Origin of the sequence: Acidithiobacillus sp. HP-2 (assembly GCF_015100155.1) — a bacterium.
Lineage (GTDB): Bacteria > Pseudomonadota > Gammaproteobacteria > Acidithiobacillales > Acidithiobacillaceae > Acidithiobacillus.
On sequence record NZ_JACKZA010000008.1, the window covers coordinates 106,815 to 128,863 of the forward strand.

At 54.1% G+C, this 22,049-nt stretch carries 23 protein-coding genes and 1 pseudogene; 13 read left to right on the top strand and 11 right to left on the bottom strand.

All coding sequences use genetic code 11. The features are described from left to right. Window positions 1-56 precede the first annotated feature (56 nt). Window positions 57-203: pseudogene (locus tag H7F11_RS17235) on the bottom strand (hypothetical protein); the annotation flags it as partial. 54 nt (window positions 204-257) lie between these two features. On the opposite strand from H7F11_RS17235, the gene H7F11_RS17240 reads away from it, so the two are divergent. Further along, a complete protein-coding gene (locus H7F11_RS17240; protein ID WP_413773191.1) occupies window positions 258-377 on the top strand; it encodes an NrsF family protein in 120 nt (39 codons plus the stop codon). Between the two features lie 103 nt (window positions 378-480). Here H7F11_RS17240 and H7F11_RS08030 read toward each other — a convergent pair whose 3' ends face one another. The 7 genes from H7F11_RS08030 to glgA all read right to left on the bottom strand — a co-directional run bounded on the left by H7F11_RS08030 (window position 481) and on the right by glgA (window position 6,080). Next, window positions 481-873, bottom strand: coding sequence for a type II toxin-antitoxin system VapC family toxin (locus H7F11_RS08030; RefSeq protein ID WP_193658097.1), 393 nt, complete (start codon window positions 871-873; stop codon window positions 481-483). Beyond that, the gene (locus H7F11_RS08035; protein ID WP_142087594.1) at window positions 873-1,163 is read right to left on the bottom strand and encodes a type II toxin-antitoxin system Phd/YefM family antitoxin; all 291 of its coding nucleotides are present in this window, start codon (window positions 1,161-1,163) and stop codon (window positions 873-875) included. Before H7F11_RS08035 ends, H7F11_RS08030 begins: the two co-directional genes overlap by 1 nt. A gap of 229 nt (window positions 1,164-1,392) precedes the next feature. After that, complete coding sequence (locus H7F11_RS08040) at window positions 1,393-2,307, bottom strand: L,D-transpeptidase family protein (RefSeq protein WP_193651309.1); 915 nt, start codon at window positions 2,305-2,307, stop codon at window positions 1,393-1,395. Further along, window positions 2,298-3,374 carry a histidine kinase gene (locus H7F11_RS08045; RefSeq protein ID WP_193651310.1) on the bottom strand — a complete coding sequence of 359 codons (1,077 nt, stop codon included), beginning with the start codon at window positions 3,372-3,374 and terminating at the stop codon, window positions 2,298-2,300. The genes H7F11_RS08040 and H7F11_RS08045 overlap by 10 nt, the downstream gene beginning before the upstream one ends. Further along, window positions 3,353-4,003, bottom strand: coding sequence for an endonuclease III (nth, locus tag H7F11_RS08050; protein WP_193651311.1), 651 nt, complete (start codon window positions 4,001-4,003; stop codon window positions 3,353-3,355). Before nth ends, H7F11_RS08045 begins: the two co-directional genes overlap by 22 nt. A gap of 54 nt (window positions 4,004-4,057) precedes the next feature. Then, on the bottom strand, window positions 4,058-4,474 hold the full coding sequence (locus H7F11_RS08055) for a hypothetical protein (protein ID WP_193651312.1): 417 nt from the start codon (window positions 4,472-4,474) through the stop codon (window positions 4,058-4,060). A 142-nt stretch (window positions 4,475-4,616) separates the two neighbouring features. Further along, window positions 4,617-6,080, bottom strand: coding sequence for a glycogen synthase GlgA (gene glgA, locus H7F11_RS08060; protein WP_193651313.1), 1,464 nt, complete (start codon window positions 6,078-6,080; stop codon window positions 4,617-4,619). A 123-nt stretch (window positions 6,081-6,203) separates the two neighbouring features. On the opposite strand from glgA, the gene H7F11_RS08065 reads away from it, so the two are divergent. Continuing rightward, window positions 6,204-6,770: a 3-deoxy-D-manno-octulosonic acid transferase gene (locus tag H7F11_RS08065; RefSeq protein WP_193651314.1), complete on the top strand. Its 567-nt coding sequence runs from the start codon at window positions 6,204-6,206 to the stop codon at window positions 6,768-6,770. A gap of 33 nt (window positions 6,771-6,803) precedes the next feature. Here the strand turns inward: H7F11_RS08065 and H7F11_RS08070 are convergent, their stop codons facing one another. Continuing rightward, window positions 6,804-7,175, bottom strand: coding sequence for a hypothetical protein (locus H7F11_RS08070; RefSeq protein ID WP_193651315.1), 372 nt, complete (start codon window positions 7,173-7,175; stop codon window positions 6,804-6,806). A gap of 192 nt (window positions 7,176-7,367) precedes the next feature. Here H7F11_RS08070 and H7F11_RS08075 point away from each other — a divergent pair, with 192 nt between their 5' ends. Further along, window positions 7,368-7,862, top strand: coding sequence for a group I truncated hemoglobin (locus tag H7F11_RS08075; RefSeq protein ID WP_226856848.1), 495 nt, complete (start codon window positions 7,368-7,370; stop codon window positions 7,860-7,862). An 83-nt stretch (window positions 7,863-7,945) separates the two neighbouring features. After that, complete coding sequence (locus H7F11_RS08080; protein WP_193651316.1) at window positions 7,946-8,848, top strand: alpha/beta hydrolase; 903 nt, start codon at window positions 7,946-7,948, stop codon at window positions 8,846-8,848. Between the two features lie 63 nt (window positions 8,849-8,911). On the opposite strand, the gene H7F11_RS08085 is transcribed toward H7F11_RS08080, so the two are convergent. After that, complete coding sequence (locus H7F11_RS08085) at window positions 8,912-10,615, bottom strand: hypothetical protein (protein ID WP_193651317.1); 1,704 nt, start codon at window positions 10,613-10,615, stop codon at window positions 8,912-8,914. Window positions 10,616-10,776: 161 nt separating this feature from the next. Between H7F11_RS08085 and H7F11_RS08090 the strand changes: the two genes are divergently transcribed. From H7F11_RS08090 to H7F11_RS08105, 4 genes are all read left to right on the top strand, one after another. After that, complete coding sequence (locus H7F11_RS08090; protein WP_193651318.1) at window positions 10,777-11,220, top strand: DUF1841 family protein; 444 nt, start codon at window positions 10,777-10,779, stop codon at window positions 11,218-11,220. A 32-nt stretch (window positions 11,221-11,252) separates the two neighbouring features. Beyond that, window positions 11,253-13,049 (top strand): M3 family oligoendopeptidase, encoded by a 1,797-nt coding sequence (locus H7F11_RS08095; protein WP_193651319.1) that lies wholly within the window; start codon window positions 11,253-11,255, stop codon window positions 13,047-13,049. 2 nt (window positions 13,050-13,051) lie between these two features. After that, entirely contained in the window at window positions 13,052-14,425 is a 1,374-nt protein-coding gene (gene fumC, locus H7F11_RS08100; protein ID WP_193651320.1) for a class II fumarate hydratase, read from the top strand. Between the two features lie 108 nt (window positions 14,426-14,533). Next, on the top strand, window positions 14,534-15,655 hold the full coding sequence (locus H7F11_RS08105; protein ID WP_193651321.1) for a 3-deoxy-7-phosphoheptulonate synthase: 1,122 nt from the start codon (window positions 14,534-14,536) through the stop codon (window positions 15,653-15,655). Between the two features lie 10 nt (window positions 15,656-15,665). Here H7F11_RS08105 and metG read toward each other — a convergent pair whose 3' ends face one another. Further along, window positions 15,666-17,714, bottom strand: a complete 2,049-nt coding sequence (gene metG, locus H7F11_RS08110) for a methionine--tRNA ligase (protein ID WP_193651322.1) — start codon at window positions 17,712-17,714, stop codon at window positions 15,666-15,668. A gap of 119 nt (window positions 17,715-17,833) precedes the next feature. On the opposite strand from metG, the gene rpmB reads away from it, so the two are divergent. The 5 genes from rpmB (at window position 17,834) to dnaK (ending at window position 22,031) form a co-directional block, all read left to right on the top strand. Continuing rightward, a complete protein-coding gene (gene rpmB, locus H7F11_RS08115; protein WP_024892956.1) occupies window positions 17,834-18,070 on the top strand; it encodes a 50S ribosomal protein L28 in 237 nt (78 codons plus the stop codon). 11 nt (window positions 18,071-18,081) lie between these two features. Continuing rightward, window positions 18,082-18,237 (top strand): 50S ribosomal protein L33, encoded by a 156-nt coding sequence (gene rpmG / locus H7F11_RS08120; protein WP_010637078.1) that lies wholly within the window; start codon window positions 18,082-18,084, stop codon window positions 18,235-18,237. Window positions 18,238-18,457: 220 nt separating this feature from the next. Beyond that, complete coding sequence (hrcA, locus tag H7F11_RS08125) at window positions 18,458-19,483, top strand: heat-inducible transcriptional repressor HrcA (RefSeq protein WP_024892957.1); 1,026 nt, start codon at window positions 18,458-18,460, stop codon at window positions 19,481-19,483. Window positions 19,484-19,555: 72 nt separating this feature from the next. Then, window positions 19,556-20,080: a nucleotide exchange factor GrpE gene (locus H7F11_RS08130; protein ID WP_227485349.1), complete on the top strand. Its 525-nt coding sequence runs from the start codon at window positions 19,556-19,558 to the stop codon at window positions 20,078-20,080. A gap of 46 nt (window positions 20,081-20,126) precedes the next feature. Further along, a complete protein-coding gene (gene dnaK, locus H7F11_RS08135) occupies window positions 20,127-22,031 on the top strand; it encodes a molecular chaperone DnaK (protein ID WP_193651323.1) in 1,905 nt (634 codons plus the stop codon). The last annotated feature ends 18 nt before the right edge of the window (window positions 22,032-22,049 follow it).

Sequence of the window (22,049 nt, forward strand, 5' to 3'; positions counted from 1 at the left end):
TTGCTCATGTCATCAATAAGGCACCGTGCCTTGCTTCAGCTCAATCAGAACACGTTCTAACTGCCACCAAACCAGTTATACCCTTGGTTTTCCCAATAACCACCGGGGTAAATATTTGTGATTTGAATAGCCTGCACATGCTTCGGGTTCTTGTAACCGAGCTTGGTGGGGATTCGTATCTTTAAGGGGAATCCGTATCGCGCCGGTAACGGTTGCCATCAAAACCCAGTGTCAGTTGGATTTGTGGGTGCAGTGCCGTGGCCAGTCTGCTCTGCCCTGAAATGGGCGCGCCGTTTATCGGCACCTGGTATTTACTCGGGATTTTGATTCCCACCGTGCTCGGTGCACTACTCGGGGAAACATTGTTGCGTTGGTAATGCGCCTGTTGCCGCACAACCCCCAGGGGGCGGTATTGGGTAGCTTAATGGTGTCAGGCGTTTCCGTTCGGAAGCTTCTGGCCAGAAAAGTATGCACCACACCTCACAGCCAAAGTGTACGAATGGGATACTGCCTGATAGCGGGGTCAGGGGTGACCAAGGTCAGTCCACGTTCGATGGCCTGACAAATCAGCATGCGGTCGAAAGGATCCCGATGAATGGGCGGTAGTTGCGGAAGATGACGCAGGTCGGTATCCGACAGCGCTATGCGTCGAAAATCCACTGCCTCGATTTGGCGGAGCATATAGTCAAAAACCGATTCGGAACCGCTTTCGATAATCAGCTTGCCGCTCGTGTGCTTCACCAGAATTTCCCAAATGGTGACCACGCTTATACAAACCTCCATATCCTCGGCGATATGGCTGCGCGCAGTAGCCAGAATCTTTTCTGTCTGTGCCAACCACCAGATCAGGGTACAAGTATCCAGCAGCAGCATCAGGTTTTGTCCGGTGTTGTCCCGAGCTGCAGCGGATCATTTCGATGGGTGTCATACCAATCGGCCAGCTCCGCGTCGGACAAGGGAGCAAAGGCATCTTCGGCCCAATGTATTTTACCTTTAGCCAAGCCCATGGGCCGACTTTTCTTGGCCGGGATGGTTGCCGAAATCGGTCGCAACTCGGCAATCGCCTTGTTACGACGGGCAATAATCACGGTCTCGCCTCGCTCTACCTTGCCGAGGTATACGGATAGCTGGGCTTTCACTACATGAATATTCACCACTTCCATTGTTCTCGGACCTTATATCTGACCAACTCACAATGATTCTAGACCATGTTCGAAAAAAAAGCTGCTGTTTTCCTCTACGCGGTCAGCCCTGTCCATTTGGGCGCCGGCCAAGCTATCGGAGTTATTGACAACTTCATTCAGCGCGAATGAGGTATCTTGAGTCTCGAGATGTGACCGGGAACGCTCGAAGCCGACCAGTCGCAACGGGTTACTTGCGCTGCGCTATTTTTTACAGCGGTTCCGGTATTCCCGTCGCGGCCTTCAGCCAGCGCCTGGCTATGTTCGAATCAATGGCTTTGCCGGCGGGCAAATGTTGGTTGAGCCAGTCTGTAAAGGAGCCCTGGACCTGCTCGAAAGGGCGATCGGTCATTTGCCCGTAAATCTGCAGGTAATCATGTCCGCCATCATGGCCCAGTAACCAGGGTTGATCGACAATCAGGACCGGGGTTCCTGCTGGAACGCGCGCAAATAGTGCTTCGATATTTTCTGGATAGAGGCGGATGCAGCCGTGACTGACGCGCATGCCGACCCCCCAGGGCTTGTTGGTGCCGTGCAGCAGGTAACCGGGAATAGCCAGGCGCAGGGCAAACAGTCCCAGTGGATTGTCTGGACCGGCAGGAACCACTGCTGGCAAAGGATCTCCGTTTTCTGCATGTTCCTTGCGAATGCTTTCCGGTGGTGTCCAGCTGGGATTTGCCACTTTGGCGGTAATGCGGGTCTTGCCCAGGGGTGTCCCCCAACCTTCGCGACCTATGCCGATGGGATAAGTGATTACTTCCGGGGCCTGTCCAGCGACAGTGGGCGGATAATAAAATAACCGCATGGCCGCCAGATTGATCACTATGCCCTGACGCGGGGCATCGGGCAGCACATATTCGCTGGGAAGAATGATGCGGGTGCCAGCTCCCGGTAACCAGGGGTCCACCTGTGGATTTGCGGCAGTAATCTGGTCATAGCCCAGGTCATATTTACGGGCAATGTCGGAAAGTGTGTCTTCATGTCGGGCGCTGATGCTCTGGATGGCGCCGACGATATTGTCTCCAGGGGGTGGCAGCAGATACGTGCTGCTCCAGGCGGGAGCACTCAAGACTGTCAGCATTAAACCCAAAAAAGACCGGATAACTGCGGAACGATTTATGGGCATATGTCTGTCCTTGAAAACAGGGTGTAAATTTTACCATAGCGCAAAAAATGACTGCGATGCTGATGTGGAAACAGTTCGCCCATGCCGTAGGCCCCCAGCATGGGCAAATCGGGATATTGCTCGCGCCAGATACACAGATCTTGATCTTCCTGACCAAAAAATGCCGCATCCCGACCAATGGAGCTGGAAATCCAGGCAAAGGTGGGCTCTTGGGTGCTGGCGGATAATTGTTCCAGAGCAATGCGGGTGTCACGCTCGGCAATGGCCGGATCGCGCAGGCTGAGAAAGGCCCGTGAGTGTTCCGCCAGTGGTCTTTCCAGCCAGAGCCCGCTTCGATTCAGGTCGGTGGCGCTAATGTGCAGTAATTCCGGCGGAGCTCCAGGGGCAGCATCGGCGCGAATCTCCCCCATGAGCAGGCGCTCCAGGGGCAGGCGACTGTCCTTGCGGATACTGACCGGAATATTCTGGGCCAGCAGGGGGAGCGCCAGATAACGTTCCAGCTGCAGCAGCAAGCTGCCCTCCTGAAGATGGACCGGGAGTGGGGCACTCAGGGTGCGCAGTCCTGCGGACCAGACGCTTTGGGATGGCTGGATGCCCTGAAAGGCAATTTCCAGAATATTCCGTGGGCTGGCTTGATACCAGAAGCGCCCGCTGCGACTGCTGAGACTGCCAAAGCGCGGTGATTGCTGCAACCATTCGCCCTGGAGCTGCTCCAGTCTTCCCCAACTGAATGTCACCAAGTCGGGGTCGGGAATCTGGGGGGTAAAACCCAGCGGCGCGCTCAGGAGGAGAACGGCACAGGCATTTTCCCCCAACGCCGCATCTCTTTCGGTAAATATCCCCGGAAAAGTCCCTGTCGCAATTTGCAGGCAGGACAATGCACGCATCTGGGACTGCAGTAATGCTGGACTCACCGGAGCAAGGGTGGGGCTGAACAAGAACAAAGCGGCAGTGATGGCTTCACCGGAGAGTTTTTCGCGGGCTTCGGCAATGGCCGATTGAAGCAGTTCTCCGGCGCGCCGATTACCGCGCGCGAAGCCGCTGGCTACTGGCTTTGATGGGCCCACAGTAGCTTGTCAGGCCAGGCGCAGCAACTGAACAGCGCGCAGCGTTCACAATGAGGACGACGTGCCGTACAGGTATAGCGGCCATGCAGAATGAGCAGATGGTGAGCATCCTGAATATATTCAGCGGGGACCTTTTTGAGTAGAGCCTGTTCTACGGCGAGGGGAGTTTTACCCGGAGCAATGCCAATCCGATTTCCCACCCGGAATATATGGGTATCCACAGCGATGGTGGGTTGTCCAAATTGGGTATTGAGTACCACATTGGCGGTTTTGCGGCCCACGCCGGGGAGTGCTTCCAGAGCGTGACGATCTGGGGGTACTTCGCCGTGATGCTGAGCAATCAGCTGCTCGGACAGGCCATGCACATGACGGGCCTTGGCATTGAAAAGTCCGAGGCGACGAATATGATTTTTAATGCCCCCTTCACCGAGTGCGGCCATGCTGAAGGCATCGGGCGCCTCTGCAAATAAAGTCGCCGTACACAAATTGACCACCTTGTCGGTGCTTTGGGCGGAAAGAACTACGGCTACCAGCAACTGAAAGGCGCTGGCGTACTGCAATTCGGTTTTGGGTTCGGGGATGCTGGCGCGGAGCGCGACAAAGCACTGCCTGATGTGTTTGGCATCCATAGCTAATTTGAAAACCGGGGGCTGAACCGGTGATCCGGCCCCCGATTATTGGGCTCAGACGTGACGATAACGACCGATTTCGGGCGCTTCGGCACGGGGATGGTTGGCTGCTACGGCATTGGCTGCGGCAATCCATTCTTCATGATCGTGTTCCAGAGCGTGCAGCATATCATGGTCCAACTTGGGTAAAATGCTGCCTTTGATGAGTTCACCCAGATCCAGCATGCGCGTGGCAATGGCATAACCATGCAGGTGGAAGTCATGATCGGCGTGGGTACCGAAATGATCACTAGCGAAAAGCACACCCTTGGCGGCGTTGAGGTCGGCGTCGTTCATGACGTAATCCTTGGCCCACTTATACCATTCTTCAAAGTATTTTTCCTGGGCTTCAAGACTCCAGTTGTGGGCTTCAAAAAAGGCAAACACAGAAACGCGGTTGGCTTTGCCGGAAAAGGGAAAATGACCTGACATCGTGCGACTCCTCATGCATGTGGGAAAAAAGCCATCTGGTCATTGTAGCGGTTTATGGCTACGGTGCAACGCAAAAGCTTTTTTGTGGGGATAATGATCTCCAATGACCCCTTGATTCTTCTCAAAATGAATAAGCCGGAATTTACTGCGCAGATTTGCGGCGCTCCATAATCCGGTGATAAAACTCCAGGTAGGACAGTGCGGCGTGTTCCCAACTATGGTTCGCGGCCATGGCCTGTTTCTGGAGATGTCGCCATGCGGCTTTTTCCCGATGCAGCGCTGCAGCCCGGAGGACTGCATGGTGAAGATCATCACTATGGGCAAAGCTGAATACGAAGCCGTTGCGTTCTTCATCCCGGGCAAAGTCGCCGGCATCGACGACGGTGTCGGCCAGTCCGCCGGTATGATGGACGATGGGTAGCGTCCCATAACGCAAGCTGTACATTTGGTTGAGGCCACAGGGCTCAAAGCGCGAGGGCATGAGAAAAGCATCCACACCCGCTTCAATCCGGTGTGACAACCCTTCGTCAAAGGCGATGCGCACGGCGAGACGACCCGGATGAACAGCAGCCAGTTCCTGGAGCCGCTCTTCAAAGTATTTCTCGCCACTGCCCAGAATAATCACCTGCATCCCACGCTGGAGTAAATCGGGCAAAATATCCAGAACCATATCGACGCCTTTTTGCTCTACCAGCCGACTGATCATGCCCAGCAGAAAAACATCGGGCTGGGCTTCAAGCTCGAGACTTTGCTGCAGTTGGGCTTTGCATTGACTTTTTCCGACCAGGCTGCGGGCATTGTAGTGCGCCGGAAGATAAGGATCAGCCCGGGGGTTCCAGTGGACTTCATCTATTCCGTTAAGAATGCCGGTGAGTTGCGCGGAGCGCTGCTGCAGGAGACCTTGCAGTCCCATGCCAAAGGCCTCAGTCTGAATTTCCCGGGCGTAGGTAGGGCTCACTGTGCTGATCTGGTCGCTGTAGATCAAGCCCGCCTTGATGAAGGAAAAAGCCCCGTACAGTTCAGTTCCCTGCCAATGAAAATCTTCGGCGGGAAGATGTAATTCTGCCATGATGGCGGGATCAAAACGGCCCTGATAGGCGAGGTTGTGAATAGTGAACAGTGTGGCCGGTCGCGGGCTTCCTATCCGGGTTTCAAGATTCAGCAAATAAGGGACGAGGCCGGTCTGCCAGTCATTCAGATGGACCAGATCGGGCTGCCAGTCGAGACCGGATACGCGACCTTGCGCCATTTCTACGGCTACTCGATTCAGTAAAGCGAAGCGGCGCGGATTGTCCGGCCAATCCTGACCCTGCGCATTTTGATAGGGCCCGCCATCCCGTTCGTAATAGTCGGAATAACGCAGAAAAAAAATACCTGGCCGGTCCGGCATTATCCAGAGTTCGGCAGCTTCCTGGCTATAAGGCGTATTCACCGAACAGAACCAGTGCATTTCATTCATATCCGGACGGCCATACCAGGGGACCAGTATCCGTACATCAACGCCCAGTTGCTGCAAAGCCAGTGGCAAAGCGCCTCCGACGTCGGCCAGACCGCCAGTTTTGGAGTAGGGAACCATTTCGGAGAGCACGAACAGGACTTGCAACATAGAGGTTTCAGGTTCTTCAGTGAGTGACTTGTTGCTAACATATCACAAAACACTTTTTGAATGATGGCTTCAGGTCGCCTATGATCCGTGAATACATAAATCCGCAGGTAAGGAGTGCGTAGTATGGAATGGTGCGAACGCTTTAAGGAATATCGGGATCGGGGACGCTGTGTGGTGTACTTTCCCAACTTGCACGAAGGCGAGGACGCCGAAGCCTACGGAGTTTTTCTGTCCCTGATGCGGGTGAAAATGGGCATCATGATTCTTGCCCCAGATCGTGAAGAGCGTTATGAACCGGTATACCGCGACGCGATCAAGTATCATCTCCAGACTATTCGCCACAGCCGCCTGTTTACCAGTTATGTCCCGTTGAAGACGCGGGTGTATTTCGTAGAAACAGTCGATGTTCGCGATGCCTTTTATCCCTGCGCCGATTTTTGTGTGCCTGGAGGTACGCTGATGGGTGGAGCTGTGGACCTTACCAGACCCATTGCCGATGGCTGCCCGCTGATTCTGGGTCCAAAAATGCCGGATAATGCTTTACGTCAAGGATTGCTGGCCGCAGGTGGAGCCGTTTGGGCGCAGGATAATAATCAGTTGATTGACCTTGCCAAGGCGTGGCTGACTGATCCCGCTGCGGCAAAAACGGCGGCTGAAAAAGCGCGGGAGTGGTGGCAGCAGCACGGTTAAGTATATTTCAGGATGGCTGCCTGCTTATCACTGCTAGTGAAGACGCCATCTTATATCGCTGGACCAACTGATCATCCACAAAAAAATGAGTTGAAAAACGAGCCGGGCGTTGAGTATCCAGGGAGCTATATCTGGATATTTTGATGCATGCATTGCCATATAAACATTGGCCGGCGTCACGGCAATGGTTAAACAAAAAAGACCAAACCCGGCATAAGGCCTGGTCTTTTTTGATAGCAACCCCAAGGCTCCGAGCATTTCAAGAAAACCGCTCACATAAACGTCGGCCATATGCCAGGGGATGTAGTCCGGAATTATTTTTGCTTCGCTGCCTGTAAAGATAAAATGTGCCAGGCTACCGATAAAAAACCATATGAATACAAAACTCAAAATTATCTTTTTCACCAATGCTCCCTGCTCTGGCGATTTTTTCAGGCCAGATAGTCATATTTCTGTCATGGCAATGATTACGTGGAATATGCTGACCTGGATGCAAAAAATCCTGCTGCATCCGTCTGCGCAAAAAATACGTATTCATTATATGTTGAGGCTGTTGCCTCCCTGTATGAAGCTGAAAACGGTGTTAAGGAGAATTTAATGAAATATTTTAGATCAGGAATTGCGGTGTTGATGGCAGGATTGGCTGTGAGCCTCGTGGCGCCTTTGGCTGAGGCCGCTCCGAGTGCTGCATCGGTGCAGCGGGCAGATATCAAAATGCCGATTCAAAATCATATTGATGCTTTTGGTGGCAAGTCCGGGGTTAAAGCGCTCATTAATACGTTTGTTGGTTATGTGGCGGCAGATCCCCATATCAACTATTATTTTGCCCATACCAACATCAAGGCCCTTAAATATAATCTGACGCAACAGGTTTGCGAAGTGGTTGGCGGGCCCTGTACCTACACTGGCCCGACCATGACTGCAGTACACAAGGGCTTGCACGTTACCACAGCAGCATTTAATTATCTGGCACAGGATATGATCAAGGCGATGGATCAGCGCGATATTGCCAAACCGGCGCAGAACTATCTTTTGGCGCAACTGGCAGCCATGGAACCACAAATCGTTACGGCCAATGGCCCGTTGGGTTAATACACGAGCGATTGGTTATTCAACCAGGTCCTGAAGACTGGGTTTACTTTTAAATTTTCGGTGTTATCTGTGGATGACCAATCATGTCCTTAGCTGTGAGAATGAGCAAGTTATTCATTGCCGGGATGACAGGCGTTATTTCCGCCTGTTCTCCGTTGCAAATTATCAATCGTCTTACCCCGACAAACACCTATAAGGTCACTCAGGGTATTCTTTATCAACATCAGGCACGCGGGCATCTGGATGTATATGAACCCGTTCCCAAGGATGATTATCCTGAACCAGCGGGAGGCTATCCCGTGGTGCTGTTTATTTACGGCGGTGCCTGGGATAGTGGCACCCGGCAAGAATACAAGTTTGTAGGAGAAGCTCTGGCCGCCCGTGGTTTGGTGGTGGTCATACCCAATTATCGCATTTATCCACAGGTACGTTATCCTGCTTTTTTAAGAGATAATGCACGTGCTGTAGCCTGGACTTATCAGCACATCGCCGCTTTCGGTGGCAATATCCGGGATTTTTATATCATGGGCCATAGTGCAGGGGCCTATAATGCCGCCATGTTGGTGATGGATCCGCGCTGGCTGCAGGCAGTGGGACTCAAGCCGGATATTTTTAGTGGCTGGATAGGATTGGCGGGACCCTACAATTTTTATCCAATTACTTATAAACCGGTCCGTCCCATATTTTTCTACCCGGATTATCCCCCCAATAGTATGCCGATTGATTTTGCCGATAATGCGGATATTCCCCGAACTTTTTTAGGGGCTGCAGTGCATGACAATCTGGTGAATCCGAAAGTGAATACTGAAGTATTGGCGACCATGCTGAAAAAGGCGGGGGTCAGTGTCGAGTTGAAAATGTATCGCGGTGTAAACCACGAAACCTTGATTGGCGCTTTTGCCAAGCCATTACGCTGGATGGCCCCGGTGCTGGACGATGTGGTGGCTTTCATCAAAGAGGGTCACGATGAGCGCGTCCATCCCTGATCATTAAAAAGCCCCGGTCTGACAACAGACCGGGGCTTTCATGAAGCCAGAATGATGAAATACTTAGCTGGATTTCAGCGACTTCATGAAAATCGTCGCAAAACGGATGAAGAATTTGAGCAGGTATTGGGTATCTTTGGCGAAGACAATTTTCATCAGGCCAAAAATACCGCCACCCTTGTTGGCTTCATTCTGCATTTCGGTTTTGGTCAGTTCCAGCGCCTTTACAGCCTTGTCAACGCCACTGGCAAATACCGCATCGGAAGGGATCATGGGCACTACCTTGCTCATGACCATGTTGATTTTACCAACCAGACCGGCCTTCTGCAGGTTGCCGACCAGGGCAAATACTTCAGGTAACATGTCGATCAGATGGGCATCATGGAGGCCCTGAACAATACCTTTGATCCGATGGTTGATGCTTTCTGCATCACCCTTGAGCGCTTTGGAACCAATCTGGGCAATTTCCATCCAGATCAGGGCGCCCTGGCTGATGCTGCTGCCAATGTGCTGGATGGTGCCGTCATGCCACAGTTCGGCAACAAAATCTGCACCGGTACCGAAGGCAATATTCAGATCGCCGCGCGGGGTCAGGATTTCTTCCAGACGGATGCCCTTGGCCTCCAGGGCCTTGGCGGCAGCCTGCAGGGAACCCCCTACTGTTTCGGCCACTTTGAGCAGTGAGCCTACGCGATCGGCAAGGCTGTCTGCATCACCCTGGGCTAGATCTTTGGCGCGCATGGCAATTTTCAGCCATTTTTCGGCCTCTTCGGCAATATCATCCAGCTTGTCCGGAAGGTCGAGGTCGGAGATGATGCCTTTTACGGCACCAAGGCCATCTTTACCCGCCTGAACAAAAAATCCGGCACTGGCCGCATAACCAGCCAGATGTTCTACCTGATCCAGCAAGCCCTCAACCCGACTGACCATATCCACTGAGCCGTCACCCTGGGTTAGATGCTTGACGCGCATGGCCACCTGCATCCAGCGGTTGCCGCCCGAACCGATGCTGGCCAACGCATTACCCATATTGGCGCTTTCCAGAACTTCAGGCATGGTGTCGCGCAGGGTGCCAATGGCAATATTCATCTGCCCGCCCAAAATTTCCGCCATGTCGAGCATGCCGCTCAGGCGGGTCTGCAGATCGGGAGCGTCACCCTGAATCAGGCGCTGGGCGCGCTTGGCCATCTGGATCCACTGGTCGGCCATTTCCTGAATTTCATCAAGGCGATCCGGCAGGTCCAGTTGCCCAACCATGTTGCCGACAACGCCTACACCCTGCTTGGCGCTTTCTAACCAGTACTGGATGGTGGCCGTGCTGCTATGGATTTTCTGGACCATTTCTTCGGGATTTTCACCGATGATGGGGCACTTCAACTCCGCGCTGAGCGCCGCGATGGAGCTGAAAAAACCGGAGCGCTGCAGATTGCCGAGAAGTTGCAGGACTTCCTTGAGGGTTTTGTCCAGTTCGGCCTGCTGGGCGTCATTGATGAGCGCACGCAGGCGATCCAGCGGTTCTTCATCGGAGTTGCCCTTGACGAAAGATTGCAGGGATTCGGAAATGCCCTGCAGTTTTTCCATGTAGGGCTGCATGGTTTCCATCAACTTGTCTGTGTCGATGGCCTGAGGGAGTTCATTCAGGACGTCGCGCAGCATCTGCAGCATGTTTTGCACCTGCAGGGCGGCTTCGCCGACTTTTCCGAGCCCTTCCCACTGGCGTTCGTTGAGACTTACTACTGCTGCTGGTACCGTATTCGCGTTGGCCATGTTGCGCTAATCTCCCGCTGAAATAATGCTGCGATAAGTGCTTTTAATAGAACAAAGCAAGCTTTGTTAAGACTTGCCTTATTTACCACAAAAAGCGTCCCTTTCCTACCCATGTCAGTGTGCCCTATCATCGTCAACGAGGCTTTTGCAGGCTAATTATTATGCTTTATGGCAGTAAACGAGAAACATATCGGCAGATCTTTCTGGACAGTTGGCAAGCTTTTCGCGAGGGGCGGCCCCTCGAAGGCGTGCAGACCAGGATTGTGGCCGCCATTCTGGATCACCCCGAGTATCAGGCCTTGCTGGAAGATGCCGAACGAGGATTGTACCAGGACTTTTCCCCTGAACAGGGGCAAAGCAATCCCTTTCTGCATATGTCTCTGCATGTGGGGCTGGCAGAAATGTTGGCAATGAATCAGCCACAGGGTATCGTCCATCTTTACACGATCGCCTGCGAAAAGCGGGGTGAACATGATGCCGAACATCTTTTTGTCGACTGTATGGGCGAGATGATGTGGCAGGCACAGAGGGCGGGGGTGCCTCCGGATATGGGTACCCTGCTGGCTTGTGTGCGGCGCGGACTGGCGTTGCCAGATCCGGCTTGATACGGCCCTGAGGGGCATTTGGGAGAAAATTCATGGTAAAAGCAGTGCAATCGACAACAACCGGCGCTGAAAGTATTCACTGGCGTTTGCAGGATCTTTATGCGGGTTCGGACGATCCGCACCTGGAAGCCGATATGCTTTGGGCCAGCAGCGCAGCAGAAGATTTTGCCCGGCAGTATCGACCGGGTTTGGGCGATCTGGATGCAGCTGCCCTGGCCACAGCCATGCAAAGTCTGGAGGCCATTCGTCAACGGTTGGGTCGGGTAGGGACTTTTCGTTATCTGAGTTATGTCACTCATGCCGACCAGCCTGCGTATGGGGCGGCGTTGCAGGCTTATGAAGAAGCCGCGACTCAAGTCAGCAATCAGTTGATATTTTTTGATATTGCCTGGAATGCGGTCGATGAGAATCGCGCTGGACAGTTACTTCAGGATCCTGCTCTCGCCCACTGGGCGCATCTGCTGCGCAACTGGCGGCAATATCGCAGTCACCTGCGGAGTGAGAGCGAAGAACAGATTCTTTCGGAAAAGCGGGTAACTGGTCGGGCACTCTGGGAGCGCCTTTTTGACGAAACGCTGACAGAGATGCGTTTCAATCTGCGCGGTAAGGCTATGACCGAGCAGGAAGTGCTGACCCTGCTGTCCAATCCTGACCGGACATTGCGTCATGATGCGGCAGAGTCCCTGAGTACGGGACTGGAAAGCCGCCTGCACACTTTGACCACCTGTTTTAATGCCATTCTGGCCGATAAGGCCCTGGATGACCGGCTGCGTTCTTATCCCCATTGGCTCAGTGAGCGCAATCTGAGTAATGAAATTTCCGACAGTATGGTCGAGGCCCTGGAGGCAGCCGTGGTGTCCCGCTACGCTCTGGTGGCCCGCTATTATCGGCTCAAGGCCAAACTGCTGCGGGTAGCGCCGCTGATGGACTATGACCGCTATGCGCCGATCTCCAGTGCGGCGCGGCGTTACGACTGGGCGGAATGTCAGCGCATTGTGCTGGCGGCGGTCCACGATTTTTCGCCGGAGCTGGGTGCCATCGGTCAACGTTTTTTTGACGAACACTGGATTGATGCGGCTCTGGCACCCGGCAAACGGGGTGGGGCTTTTGCTCATCCGGTGACTCCCGACGTACATCCTTACCTGATGGTCAATTATACCGGTACGGTGCGCGACGTGATGACCGTGGCCCACGAACTGGGGCACGGCATCCATCAGTATCTGGCGCGTGAGCAGGGCTACCTGAATGCCGATACGCCGCTGACTACAGCGGAAACAGCCTCGGTGTTCGGAGAAATGCTGACTTTTGAACGGCTGATGCGCGAGGAGCAGGACCCGCAGCAACGTCTGACCTTGCTCTGCGGCAAAATTGAGGACACCTTTGCCACGGTATTCCGGCAGATGGCCATGCATCGCTTTGAGGTGGTAATGCACAATGCCCGTCGTTGCGAGGGCGAACTCAGCAAGGAAAGGCTCGCAGAGCTGTGGATGCAAACCCAGACTGAGCAGTTTGCCGACAGTATCCAGTTCAGTCCCGGATACCGCTGGTGGTGGAGTTATATCCCGCATTTTATTGGCTCTCCCGGCTACGTGTACGCTTATGCTTTTGGTGAATTGCTGACTTTGGCTTTAATTCAGCGTTATCGGGAAAATCCCCAGGGCTTTGTGCCGGGATATGTCGCCATGTTGAAGCTTGGGGGCAGCAAAACGCCTGCCGAGGTGGTGGCAGAAACGGGTGTTAATCTCGAAGATCCGGATTTGTGGTCAAAAGCCCTGGATTATCTTGCCAGTATGGTGGATGAGGCGGAATCCCTGGCCGGAGTCCGTTGAGCATGCGTCAGGAAAAAGACAGCATGGGTCTGGTGGAGGTGGAAGATACCGCACTGTGGGGGGCGCAAACCCAACGCTCCCTGAATTACTTTGCCATCGGCAGCGAACGGATGCCCATGGCGGTCATTTATGCCCTGGCCAGAATCAAGCGTGCTGCTGCTCAGGTCAACCACGAATTGGGCCTTTTGGGCAAGGATATTGCCGATTATATTCAGCTTGCCGCCAGCGAAATCATCGATGGACGCTGGGATGAACAGTTTCCGCTGCGGGTCTGGCAGACGGGTAGCGGCACCCAGAGCAATATGAATGTGAATGAAGTGATTGCCAATCGTGCCAACGAGCTGGCTGGTCAGGTCCGGGGCACGAAAAACCCCGTGCATCCCAACGATCATGTGAATCTTGGTCAGTCTTCCAATGATACTTTTCCGGCGGCCATGCATATTGCCGCAGCATTGGCGGCGCAGCAAAATCTGCTGCCCACGCTGATCCATCTGGAAAGCCTGCTGGCGGCTAAAAGCCAGCAATTTGCGGCACTGATCAAGGTCGGACGCACGCATCTGATGGATGCTGTTCCGCTGACCCTGGGTCAGGAGTTTTCCGGGTACCAGGCGCAGTTGCAGATGGGTATTCAGGCCATTGAGCAGGCTTTGCCCGGACTGTACGGACTGGCTTTGGGGGCTACGGCGGTGGGCACGGGCCTTAACTGTCATCCAGATTTTGCCAGACAGGCTTGTGCGCACCTGCATGCTGAACTGGGCTTGCCTTTTCATCCGGCAGCCAATTTTTTCGCGGCGCTGGCGGGCCATGAAGCCCTCCAGCAACTGAGCAGCAGTCTGCGCCTGGTCGCCATGTCCTTGCTGAAAATAGCCAACGATATTCGCTGGATGGCATCCGGCCCCCGGGCGGGTCTGGGCGAACTGCAACTTCCCGAAAATGAACCGGGGTCTTCCATTATGCCCGGCAAGGTGAACCCCACCCAGGCTGAGGCGCTGACCATGGTTTGCGTGCAGGTTTATGGAAATGACGCAGCCATTGCCTTCGCCGCATCCCAGGGTAATTTTGAACTGAATGTTTACAAGCCACTGATTGCATTCAATGTTCTGCAGTCCATCGAGCTGCTGGGGGATGCGGCCCGGTCTTTTGCCGAGCATTGTCTGCAGGGGCTGGAGCCGGTTACTGAACGCTTGCAGGAAAACATGGAAAAATCTCTGATGCTGGTGACTTGCCTGACCCCCGTGATGGGTTATGAGCGCGCGGCGGCCGTGGCCCAGCACGCCCACCGCAATCATTGTACACTCCGCGAGGCGGTGATTCAGCTGGGTTTCCTCGCGGGAGAAGACTTCGACGCGCAGGTGCAGCCGCAGGACATGTTGTAAAGCCAGGCATGCTGATGCGCTGCTGTTATGGAGGATCATCGCCGGATCATGTTATCCTTTGGTCCGGCTAATCCATCAGCATTCAGACAGCGCAAGAGGACTTAGAGCATGATCCTGATTTTAGAAGCAGATCTGGCGGAGCAGTCGCCCGTTTTTCAACAGTTGCTGACCCGTCTCAAGGCCATGTCTGATATCCAGTACCGGATTCATCAGGAACAGGGTATCGAGCAGTTGCTCAGCGAAATTTATCTGATTGGCAATACCAAATCGTTGCGGGTGGAAGACATGGAAGCCTTGCCCGGCGTGAAGCAGGCTATTCGGGTTTCCAGGGAGTACCGGATGCTCGGGCGGCATTCCGGCGATCATCGCACTCAGGGCTTTGACTACAACGGCGTTCATTTTGGGCAGGATAACCTCAATGTATTCGCGGGTCTCTGTGCGGTAGATACGCCCGAGCACGTTGAGCAGATGATGAAAGCACTCCAGGAAAACGGTCAGGTCTGCACGCGTATGGGCGCCTACAAGCCACGGACCAGCCCTTATGCCTTTCAGGGGCATGGCCAGGCCTGTTTACCCTATATATTTGAGCTTGCAGGCAAATATGGAATGCGGGTGATTGCCATGGAAATCCTCCACGAGTCGCACATGGATGAGATCCGTGAGGCTTTGGAAAAAACCGGACATCCAACCGGGGTGATGCTCCAGATTGGCACCCGTAATACCCAGAATTTTGAACTCCTCAAGGCCGTAGGAAGGCAGACCGAGTTTCCGGTGCTCCTCAAGCGTGGTTTTGGCATCACCCTGGAAGAGTCCCTCAACGCAGCAGAATATCTGGCCTCAGAGGGGAATACCAAGGTGGTGTTTGGCTTGCGTGGCATGAAAACCAACCTTGGTGATCCCCATCGCAATTTTGTGGATTTTGCCCAGGTGCCCACCGTGAAGCGTCTTACCCGGATGCCGGTCTGCATTGATCCCTCTCACTCCGTGGGCAGTCGTGATGCCGGCCCGGACGGAATCCCTGACGTTTTTCACGCTACCGCAGAGGGGGTTGTGGCGGGGGCCAACATGATCCTGGTGGATTTTCATCCGGATCCGGCAACTGCGCTGGTGGATGGCCCTCAGGCCTTGCTGCTGAAAGAGTTACCCTGGTTTCTGGAAGATGTCCGGCTGGCTCGCGAAACCTACGAAGAGCGGGTGCTTCTGGCCGCTGCTCAGGGTGTTGCTGAGTAGGGCCGCAGCCCTACTTCACACGCATGCCGGGTTCGGCGCCGGCATCCGGAGACAGGAGGAAAGGCCCCCCCGCCGGACCACTGGCGGCCATGACCATGCCTTCAGACAGGCCAAAACGCATTTTGCGCGGCGCAAGATTGGCCACCATGACCGTCAGGCGTCCCACCAGACTGGCTGGATCGTAGGCACTTTTGATACCCGCAAACACTGAACGGGTTTTTTCTTCGCCAATATCCAGGGTCAGATGCAGTAACTTGTCCGCACCTTCCACCGCTTCTGCCGCAACAATCCGGGCAATGCGCAAATCGACCTTGCTGAAATCCTCAATACTGATGGTGCTGCTTTCCGTGCCGGGCGCAGCGGCTGCTTTTTTTTCTGTGTCGGCATGTTCGGGCTTTGTTGCTGCACCATGGGTACCGGGTGCTTCTGTGGGGGCTTGAATCAAGGCGTCCACCTGGGATTTTTCCATACGTTGCAATAAATGGGTGTAGGGCTGAATGTTGTGCTTCAGCAGGGGTTGGCTGAGTCCCGACCAACTGAGCTCCGTTTGTAAAAATGCCAGCGATTTGCGCGCCAGTTCGGGAATGACCGGGCTGAGTAAAGTCACCAGAATGCGGAAGCCATTCAGAGTCACAGTGGCAACGCGATGTAATGCTTCGCGCTGTTCAGGATTTTTGGCCATCGCCCAGGGGGCATTCTGGTCTACGTAGGCATTAATCTGGTCGGCAAGCGCCATGATGTCGCGCATGGCTTTGCCATATTCGCGACTTTCATAAGCCTCGCCAATAGCTTCCTGACTGTCCAGCAGATTATCGTAAAATGCCTGATCGGATCCCAGTGATGGGGCCAGTTGCCCGGCAAAAAAGCGATGAATGAATCCCGCCGCCCGCGAGGCCAGATTGACGACCTTGCCAACCAGATCCCCGTTGCCTTTCAGCAGGAAATCTTCAAGGTTGAGGTCAATGTCTTCGACATGACTGTTGAGTCGGGTGGCAATGTAATAGCGTAAAAATTCGGGATTGAGATGTTGCAGATATTGTCCGGCAGTGATGGAAGTCCCCCGGGACTTGCTCATTTTGGCACCGTTTACGGTCAGGTGTCCGTGAGCAAAAATACCGGTAGGCAGACGATGTCCGGAGCCCTTGAGCATCGCCGGCCAGAACAGGCCATGAAAATAAATAATATCCTTGCCAATGAAATGATAAATTTCGGCGCTGGCGTCGGGTCCCCAGTAATCACTGAAATCACGACCATGACTGGCACACCAGTGGCGGGTGGCTGCCATGTAACCGGGCAGGGCATCCAGCCAGACATAAAAAAACTTGCCCGGCGCATCGGGAATGGGGATGCCGAAGTAAGGTGCATCGCGGCTGATGTCCCAGTCGGCCAGCCCAATACTGAACCACTCATCGAGCTTGTGGGCGACTTCTTCCTGGAGGGTGCCGCTGTGAATCCATTGTTTGAGGAACCCGGTAAAATCCCCCAACTGGAAAAAGTAATGCTCGGATTGGCGACGTTCGGGTACTGCACCCGATACGGCAGACACCGGATTGATCAGGTCGGTGGGGCTGTATGTAGCGCCACAGACCTCGCAGCTGTCTCCATATTGATCGGGTGCCTGGCAACGGGGGCAGGTCCCGCGTATAAAACGATCCGGTAGAAAGATGCCAGCAACGGCATCATAAGCCTGTTCGATTTCGCGGATGTTGATGAAATCGGCACTGCGCAAAGCCCGATAAATCTCCTGCGATATTTCGAAGTTTTCCGGTGAGTGGGTGCTATGGTACAAATCAAAACCGATGCCAAAGCCAGTAAAGTCGCGCAGATGCTCTTCATGCATGCGTGCTATCAAGGCTTCCGGCGTGATGCCTTCACTCTGGGCGCGCAGCATGATGGGCGTGCCATGGGCATCATCGGCGCAGACGTAAACGCAATCATGACCCCGCAGGCGCTGATAGCGGGCCCAGATGTCGGTTTGGGTGTATTCAACCAGATGGCCAAGGTGAATCGGACCATTGGCGTAGGGCAGGGCGCTGGTAATCAGGATGCGTTTAGTCATAGTAGCCATAAATTACAGGGGAAGCGCTTGTCAGGCAATGCTGTTGAACGATTTTTGATGCTGGCAGTCACTGCTGATCCATGGTATAAAGGGCGCCATTTTTCAGGGAGATTTATCTGATGTCCAGAGTTTGCAAGGTGACCGGCAAAAAGCCTATGGCCGGAAACAATGTTTCGCACGCCCACAACAAGACCCGTCGGCGTTTTCTGCCCAATCTCCAGTATCATCGTTTCTGGGTAGAAAGTGAAAATCGCTGGGTGCGTATGCGGGTGAGCACCAAGGGTATTCGTACCATCGACAAAAAAGGTATTGATGCGGTTCTGGCTGAACTGCGTGCTGCCGGCGAAAAAATCTGAGGATTTAACTGATGCGCGACAAAATCAAATTGGTTTCCACGGCCGGTACCGGTCATTTCTACACCACGACCAAAAACAAGAAGACCACACCGGACAAGCTGGAAATGAAAAAGTACGATCCCAAAGTCCGTAAGCACGTGGCTTACCGGGAAGACAAAATCAAGTAATTTTCTGTGCCTCCCTGCGGTCTGCCCTGAATCTTCAGGAGAGGCCGGTTGGTTCTTTGCTCAACCATCATTATTTTGCTAAGTTATTAGCACTCCTGATGGTTGAGTGCCAAGGACCCCATTTCAATCATATGTGCATCGTCCACAATTTCTTGTTCTCCGGATATTCATGCGGCCTGGCAACAGCACAGGATAATCTCGTCTGTTGGGGACAAATCTGATGGCTATGGATGAACGTGCGCGGCACCTGCTCAAATCCCTCATCGAGCAGCATATAGCCAATGGTGTACCGGTCGGCAGTCGCCAGTTGGCCAAGGGCGCCGGTCTCAATATCAGTCCTGCTACGGTCCGTAATGTCATGGCGGATCTTGAAGATGAAGGTTATCTGATTTCCCCCCATACTTCTGCCGGACGCATTCCTACCCACGTCGGTTACCGCTTTTTTGTGGATGCGCTGCTGCGGGTGGTGCCGCTGTCTCCCGAGTCCCATCAACTGCTGATTCATCGGTTGGGGCACTACATTCCGGATACCGAGCAGGTGCTCCATGCGGCCACGGAGGTGCTTTCGGAGTTGACCCACATGGCGGGGTTTGTCCGCGTGCCCCGGCGCGCCAATCGAACGTTGCGCCATGTGGATTTTCTGGCGCTGCGCGAAAAGGAAGTGCTGGCCATTTTTGTAACCGATAAGGGCGATGTCGAAAACCGCCTGATTCGCACCGAGCATGCCCTCAGTGCCGCTGAACTCAATCAGGCGGCCAATTTCTTCAATGAAAGTTATGGTGGTCGCCCCTTGCAGGAAGTCATCCAGCATTTGCAGCGCGATCTGCAGCAATCCCGTCACGAAATGGACCGCATATTGCGCAGTGCCATGGAGCTGGGTGAGGAAATGCTGGAAGAAGATCAGCAGCGCATGCTTATTGAAGGGGAGTTTCAATTGCTGGACCTGCCGGAACTGGCCGGTAGTGAACGTCTGCGCGAGTTACTCAATGCGGTGCGGCAGAAGCGTGATCTCGTCCATCTTCTCGATGGCAGTATGCGCGGCAGTGAAGTGCGCCTCTTCATTGGTGAGGAATCGGGCTTTGCGCCCTTGAGCGATTGCAGTGTCGTTTCAGCGCCGTACGTGGTGGATGGCGAGGTGCTCGGCGTGCTCGGTGTGATTGGACCCATGCGCATGCCTTATCAACAGATTATTCCCCTGGTGGATGGCACCGCCCATTTACTGGGGCGGGCTTTGTCACAATCTTGAGTGGCTTGGCTTGAAATGCCGCCGGGTCCTCCCCATATGGAGGACATCCAAACGATCAGGAGTGAATTGCGCATGAGTGAAGAAGAAAAGCCCGTGTCGTCTTCAGAAGAAGCGGAGACAACAGCAGCATCCGAGGCCGGTGAAGTCAATTGGGAGGAGAAGGCGGAAGCCTATCGCAATGATTATCTGCGCGCCTTGGCTGATGCCGAAAACCAGCGCAAGCGCTCGGAAAAGCAGATTGAAGATGCCCGTAATTATGCCGTAGACCGCTTTGCCCGGGAATTGCTGCCGGTTATCGACAGTCTCGAACTGGCCCTGGCGACGCCCCTGGAAGGCGATGAAGCGCTCACGCAGTTTCGCCAGGGTATTGAAAATACGCTGACTCTGTTTGCCCAGGCCTTGGGAAAAGCAGGTATCGCCCCCATAGAAATGGGCGAAGGGCGTTTTGATCCGCATCTGCATCAGGCGATTGCCATGGTGGAGTCAGAAGGGGATGCAAACCGGATTCTTGCGGTACACCAGAAAGGTTATCTCATGCATGACCGTCTGCTGCGTCCCGCCATGGTTTCGGTGTCCAAAGCACCCAAAACCGCGTAATCATTGTTGATATAAACACAAATTTTTTAATTCAGGAGAACATATAATGGCTAAGGTAATTGGCATCGATTTGGGCACCACCAATTCTTGTGTCGCCGTCATGGAAGGCGACAAGGTCAAGGTCATTGAAAACAGTGAGGGCAAGCGGACGACGCCTTCCATTGTCGCGCTTACGGAAGAGGGCGAGGTGTTGGTTGGCGAAGCGGCGAAACGTCAGGCAGTCACCAATCCCGAAAACACCATTTATGAAGTGAAGCGTCTGATTGGTCGTAAATACGACGATGCCGAAGTCCAGAAAGATCTGAAGCACGTTCCCTATAAGGTGGTCAAGGCCGAGAACGGCGATGCCTGGGTAGAAGTGCGCGATAAAAAATATTCCGCGCAACAGATTTCGGCTTTCATTTTGCAGAAAATGAAAAAGACGGCGGAAGATTATCTCGGTGAAACGGTCAGTGAGGCAGTCATTACCGTCCCTGCCTACTTCAACGATGCCCAACGTCAGGCTACCAAGGATGCGGGACGTATTGCCGGTCTGGAAGTGAAACGCATCATCAACGAGCCTACCGCAGCGGCCCTGGCTTTTGGTGAAGACAAAAAGCCCGGCGACAGCAAAATCGCGGTTTATGATCTTGGTGGTGGGACCTTTGACGTATCCATCATCGAAATTGCCGAAATGGACGGTGAGCACCAGTTTGAAGTGCTGTCCACCAACGGGGATACTTTCCTGGGTGGTGGTGACTTCGACAATCGCATCATCAATTATCTGGCGGATTCTTTCAAAGCCGAAGCCGGTATTGACTTGCGCAGTGACCGTCTGGCCATGCAGCGTCTGAAGGAAGCGGCGGAAAAAGCCAAAATTGAGCTTTCTTCGGCGCAGCAGACGGACGTCAACCTGCCCTTCATCACCGCCGACCAGAGTGGTCCCAAGCATCTGAACATGAAGCTGACCCGGGCCAAGCTGGAATCTCTGGTGGAAGACATTATTGACCGCAGTATGGCCCCCTGCCGGGTTGCCATGAAGGACGCCAACCTGTCCACCAGTCAGGTGACTGATGTGATTCTGGTGGGTGGTCAGAGCCGGATGCCCAAGGTTCAGGAAAAGGTCAAAGACTTTTTCGGTCAGGACCCGCGCAAGGATGTGAATCCCGACGAGGCGGTGGCCATTGGCGCAGCCATTCAGGGCGCGGTGCTGTCTGGCGACAAAAAAGACGTGCTGCTCATGGACGTCACACCCCTGTCTCTGGGTATTGAAACCCTGGGCGGCGTAATGACCAAGCTGATCGAAAAAAACACAACCATCCCGACCCGCAAGTCCCAGGTGTTTTCTACGGCAGAAGACAACCAGTCGGCGGTGACGGTACACGTTCTGCAGGGTGAGCGTGAGCTGGCCCGGGATAACAAATCCCTGGCACGCTTTGATCTGGCCGATATTGCTCCGGCGCCACGGGGTATGCCGCAGATTGAAGTGACTTTTGATATTGATGCCAACGGTATCCTCCATGTGTCGGCCAAAGACAACCAGACCGGCAAGGAGCAGTCCATCAAGATCACCGCCGGTTCCGGCCTCTCCGAGGAAGAAATCAAGCGGATGGTCGCCGAAGCCGAAGCGCATGCGGCTGATGACAAGAAGGCGCGGGCATTGATTGAAGCCCGTAACGAAGCGGATGCCAGCATTCACGGCGCACGCAAGGCGCTGACTGAACAGGCATCGGCACCGGAAGCGGACAAGGCCAAGGTTACTGAAGCCATTACGGCGGTGGAAACGGCCAGCAAGGGTGAGGACCCTGAAGCCATCAAAGGTGCCGTGGCGACCTTGATGGCGGCCATGTCCACACTGCTGCAAAGTGCGGCAGGCAGTCAGGCGGAGCCCGGCGCAACTGCTCAGGGTGAAGGGCAAGCCAAGGCGGATGATGTGGTCGACGCGGAGTTTGAAGAAGTCGATAAAAAGTAATTCAGACTTTGGTGATAA

What these genes read in the sequence shown, in the direction of transcription:
- H7F11_RS08030 (WP_193658097.1), bottom strand. Translation starts at nt 873, where the DNA reads ATGCTGCTGCTGGATACTTGTACCCTGATCTGGTGGTTGGCACAGACA.
- H7F11_RS08035 (WP_142087594.1), bottom strand. Translation starts at nt 1,163, where the DNA reads ATGGAAGTGGTGAATATTCATGTAGTGAAAGCCCAGCTATCCGTATAC.
- H7F11_RS08040 (WP_193651309.1), bottom strand. Translation starts at nt 2,307, where the DNA reads ATGCCCATAAATCGTTCCGCAGTTATCCGGTCTTTTTTGGGTTTAATG.
- nth (WP_193651311.1), bottom strand. Translation starts at nt 4,003, where the DNA reads ATGGATGCCAAACACATCAGGCAGTGCTTTGTCGCGCTCCGCGCCAGC.
- H7F11_RS08055 (WP_193651312.1), bottom strand. Translation starts at nt 4,474, where the DNA reads ATGTCAGGTCATTTTCCCTTTTCCGGCAAAGCCAACCGCGTTTCTGTG.
- glgA (WP_193651313.1), bottom strand. Translation starts at nt 6,080, where the DNA reads ATGTTGCAAGTCCTGTTCGTGCTCTCCGAAATGGTTCCCTACTCCAAA.
- H7F11_RS08065 (WP_193651314.1), top strand. Translation starts at nt 6,204, where the DNA reads ATGGAATGGTGCGAACGCTTTAAGGAATATCGGGATCGGGGACGCTGT.
- H7F11_RS08075 (WP_226856848.1), top strand. Translation starts at nt 7,368, where the DNA reads ATGAAATATTTTAGATCAGGAATTGCGGTGTTGATGGCAGGATTGGCT.
- H7F11_RS08080 (WP_193651316.1), top strand. Translation starts at nt 7,946, where the DNA reads ATGTCCTTAGCTGTGAGAATGAGCAAGTTATTCATTGCCGGGATGACA.
- H7F11_RS08085 (WP_193651317.1), bottom strand. Translation starts at nt 10,615, where the DNA reads ATGGCCAACGCGAATACGGTACCAGCAGCAGTAGTAAGTCTCAACGAA.
- H7F11_RS08090 (WP_193651318.1), top strand. Translation starts at nt 10,777, where the DNA reads ATGCTTTATGGCAGTAAACGAGAAACATATCGGCAGATCTTTCTGGAC.
- H7F11_RS08095 (WP_193651319.1), top strand. Translation starts at nt 11,253, where the DNA reads ATGGTAAAAGCAGTGCAATCGACAACAACCGGCGCTGAAAGTATTCAC.
- fumC (WP_193651320.1), top strand. Translation starts at nt 13,052, where the DNA reads ATGCGTCAGGAAAAAGACAGCATGGGTCTGGTGGAGGTGGAAGATACC.
- H7F11_RS08105 (WP_193651321.1), top strand. Translation starts at nt 14,534, where the DNA reads ATGATCCTGATTTTAGAAGCAGATCTGGCGGAGCAGTCGCCCGTTTTT.
- metG (WP_193651322.1), bottom strand. Translation starts at nt 17,714, where the DNA reads ATGACTAAACGCATCCTGATTACCAGCGCCCTGCCCTACGCCAATGGT.
- rpmB (WP_024892956.1), top strand. Translation starts at nt 17,834, where the DNA reads ATGTCCAGAGTTTGCAAGGTGACCGGCAAAAAGCCTATGGCCGGAAAC.
- rpmG (WP_010637078.1), top strand. Translation starts at nt 18,082, where the DNA reads ATGCGCGACAAAATCAAATTGGTTTCCACGGCCGGTACCGGTCATTTC.
- hrcA (WP_024892957.1), top strand. Translation starts at nt 18,458, where the DNA reads ATGGCTATGGATGAACGTGCGCGGCACCTGCTCAAATCCCTCATCGAG.
- H7F11_RS08130 (WP_227485349.1), top strand. Translation starts at nt 19,556, where the DNA reads ATGAGTGAAGAAGAAAAGCCCGTGTCGTCTTCAGAAGAAGCGGAGACA.
- dnaK (WP_193651323.1), top strand. Translation starts at nt 20,127, where the DNA reads ATGGCTAAGGTAATTGGCATCGATTTGGGCACCACCAATTCTTGTGTC.